This window comes from Serratia sp. 506_PEND, assembly GCF_001076875.1.
Taxonomy (GTDB): Bacteria; Pseudomonadota; Gammaproteobacteria; order Enterobacterales; family Enterobacteriaceae; genus Serratia; species Serratia marcescens.
This window is the reverse complement of the sequence record NZ_JVEL01000097.1, coordinates 1-2,836: the sequence shown is the minus strand read 5'-3', so window position 1 is coordinate 2,836 and position 2,836 is coordinate 1. Positions and strand designations below refer to the sequence as shown.

Below are 2,836 nucleotides of genomic sequence, written 5' to 3'. Positions count from 1 at the left end.
GGTGGTCAGCTTGCGGGTGATTTTCGGGCTTTCCGCCTTTCCCCATGCCGACGTTGCCGCCGCCTTTGCTGCCTTCCTTGAAGCAGCCGCCGTTGAGCGCGCCCACCGCCAGGCCGCCAAGGCCGCCCAGAGAGCCGGTGATCACGCCGTTAACGCAATCCGGCGAGGTGTGCTTGCCGTAGAATCCCTGATTGGATGACCCGCCCCCGTTCTTGTTGCCGCCGTTGTTGTTGACGCGGCCATTGCTGCCGCGGTTGTCGGCAAAGTTACCGGCGCCGGCGATCAGGTGAAAGTGTTTGGCATCGATCTCTTGCATAAAATTCCCTCTTTATCGGTTCAGTTAAATTCAGTAAAGCTTGCGCAAGCCAGCTGTTTTTAACAGAAAAAATAGCGGGGGTAATTACCGGTTCGGATAAGAACAGGGGGTTTATTTTGCGATATTTTCCAGTCTGATAGGGCACAGAGGAATGATATTTTGGATGTGTGGATCCGCATCGCTATCCGTTCTCTTGAGCCGGTTAATTTGTTAGCATGGCACCCCTGGATGACTATTGGTGCAGTACATTGAAAATTAAAGCGTTGTTATTTGTTGCGTTGGCCGCGCTGGCCGGCTGCAGCCAGGAGGGAACCTCGATGAATCAGCCCGCAAACGAGAAAGGCGGCCAAACGGAAGTGTTGCTGGTGAACAGCGCGCTGGTGGACTGCGTGGGCGTCGGCCCGATGAAGTGCATGCAGGTGCGCCGCTCCGCGCAGCAGCCGTGGGAGTTGTTCTATACCGGCATCGAGGGCTTCATTTTCGAACCGGGCTATCAGTATCGATTGAAAGTGCGCGTCACTCCGGTGGAGAACGTGCCGGCCGACGCCTCATCGCTGCGTTACACGCTGATTGAGCAGCTGGAAAAGAACAAGGCGTGACTCTCGACTGGCCGGGTAATCGCAACCCGGCCTGCCATGATTATCCCTTTGCCATCATGACATGTCTCGGCGGCGGGCTTTCCGACTGGTCTGTTCACTGCGCTTGTTTTCGCACTTTCTTAAGTATATTGAGAAAATCAGGTATATTGTCCTTCGGTTTTTAGCTACCAAGAAAAAATTACTATGATTATCAAACCTAAAATTCGTGGTTTTATCTGCACCACCGCTCACCCGGCAGGCTGTGAAGCCAACGTCCGTGAGCAAATCGCCTACGTTAAGTCGCGCGGCGAACTGAAAAACGGGCCTAAAAAGGTGCTGGTCATTGGTGCTTCCACCGGTTACGGTCTGGCCTCGCGCATCAATGCCGCTTTCGGCAGCGGTGCGGCCACCATCGGCGTATTTTTCGAGAAGCCTGGCAGCGAAGGCAAAACCGGTTCCGCCGGTTGGTACAACTCCGCCGGTTTCGACAAGGCAGCTAAAGAAGAAGGCCTGTACGCGAAAAGCATCAACGGCGACGCATTCTCCAACGAGTGCCGTCAGACCGTGATCGATCTGATCAAAAAAGACCTGGGCCAGGTTGACCTGGTGGTTTACTCGCTGGCTTCGCCGGTGCGTAAGATGCCGGAAACCGGCGAAGTGGTGCGTTCCGCACTGAAGCCGATCGGCGAGCCATACAAATCCGTCGCACTGGACACCAACAAAGACGTGCTGGTTGAAGCCGTGGTCGAGCCGGCCAACGAGCAAGAAATCGCCGACACCGTGAAGGTGATGGGCGGCCAAGACTGGCAGCTGTGGATGGACGCGCTGGACGAAGCGGGCGTGCTGGCGGATAACGCGCAGTCGGTCGCTTACTCCTACATCGGTACCGATCTGACCTGGCCAATTTACTGGCACGGCACGCTGGGCAAGGCGAAAGAAGATCTGGATCGCGCGGCGCACGCCATCAACCAGAAGCTGCAGGCCAAAGGCGGCGCGGCTTACGTTGCGGTGCTCAAGTCGGTAGTGACTCAGGCTTCCTCCGCCATTCCGGTGATGCCGCTGTATATCTCCATCGTGTTCAAAATCATGAAGGAACAGGGCATTCACGAAGGCTGCATCGAGCAGATCCAGCGTCTGTTCGCCACCAAGCTGTACAGCGGCGCGGCGCCGGACACCGACGAGAAGCACCGTCTGCGTCTGGATGACTGGGAACTGCGCGACGAAGTGCAGGAAACCTGTCGTGAAATCTGGCGGCAGCTGAACGACAACAACATCAACGAACTGACGGATTACCAGGGCTACAAGGCGGAATTCCTGCGCCTGTTCGGCTTCGGTCTGCAGGGCGTTGACTACGACGCCGATCTGAGCGGCGAAGCCAATTTCGATGTGATCGAGCTGGTCTAAGCGCGTCGAGCGGTCAAACAAGGTCGGGTTAGCCCGGCCTTTTTTATTGCCTGCGAATTATCGGCTGGCTAAGCGAAAATGTTTATTTCGGGTTAACAGAGGAACCGAGTGGTTAACATCGGCGGTCGGAAGGTGAAATAACGGCGGTTATTAAACTAAAGAAAGTCATTTTTTATTTACCCTTGCCGCCGGCTGCGGGTATTTTATTTCCTTTAAGGAGAAAACTATGACATGGCGTTATTGTGCCACGGTATCGTTGTTTTTGTTGAGCGGCTGCGGCGCGATCCAGCCGACGTCGACGTCCCCAGACTGGTCTCAGCCACAGCCGGCCACGCGGGAACAGCGGCAACGCATCATGGCGGGTGAGTCTGCTTCGTCGGTATTGCATGAAGGGAATATCGGTATTGGCGGCACGTTAGATGGGTCGAAAATATTCGATCGTTAAACCGCTAAATATATTCAGCCAAATTAATGCGCGCATTCTGCCGATATTGTCGGAGGGTTTACCTTTCCTGCGTTATTCTGCCGTGGCTTGACC

Annotated in this window: 4 protein-coding genes; 3 read left to right on the top strand and 1 reads right to left on the bottom strand. The window is 55.3% G+C overall.

The window, feature by feature from the left end; translation table 11 throughout:
- Positions 1-316: hypothetical protein (locus tag ADK28_RS02895; protein ID WP_048794827.1), on the bottom strand; the 316-nt coding region annotated here is incomplete at its 3' end.
- Between the two features lie 248 nt (positions 317-564).
- Between ADK28_RS02895 and ADK28_RS02890 the strand changes: the two genes are divergently transcribed.
- The 3 genes from ADK28_RS02890 to ADK28_RS29630 all read left to right on the top strand — a co-directional run bounded on the left by ADK28_RS02890 (position 565) and on the right by ADK28_RS29630 (position 2,743).
- A complete protein-coding gene (locus tag ADK28_RS02890; RefSeq protein ID WP_033640658.1) occupies positions 565-915 on the top strand; it encodes a DUF4377 domain-containing protein in 351 nt (116 codons plus the stop codon).
- A 183-nt stretch (positions 916-1,098) separates the two neighbouring features.
- Complete coding sequence (gene fabV / locus ADK28_RS02885; protein ID WP_016928134.1) at positions 1,099-2,298, top strand: enoyl-ACP reductase FabV; 1,200 nt, start codon at positions 1,099-1,101, stop codon at positions 2,296-2,298.
- 226 nt (positions 2,299-2,524) lie between these two features.
- Positions 2,525-2,743 carry a hypothetical protein gene (locus ADK28_RS29630; RefSeq protein ID WP_033640657.1) on the top strand — a complete coding sequence of 73 codons (219 nt, stop codon included), beginning with the start codon at positions 2,525-2,527 and terminating at the stop codon, positions 2,741-2,743.
- Positions 2,744-2,836: the final 93 nt, after the last annotated feature.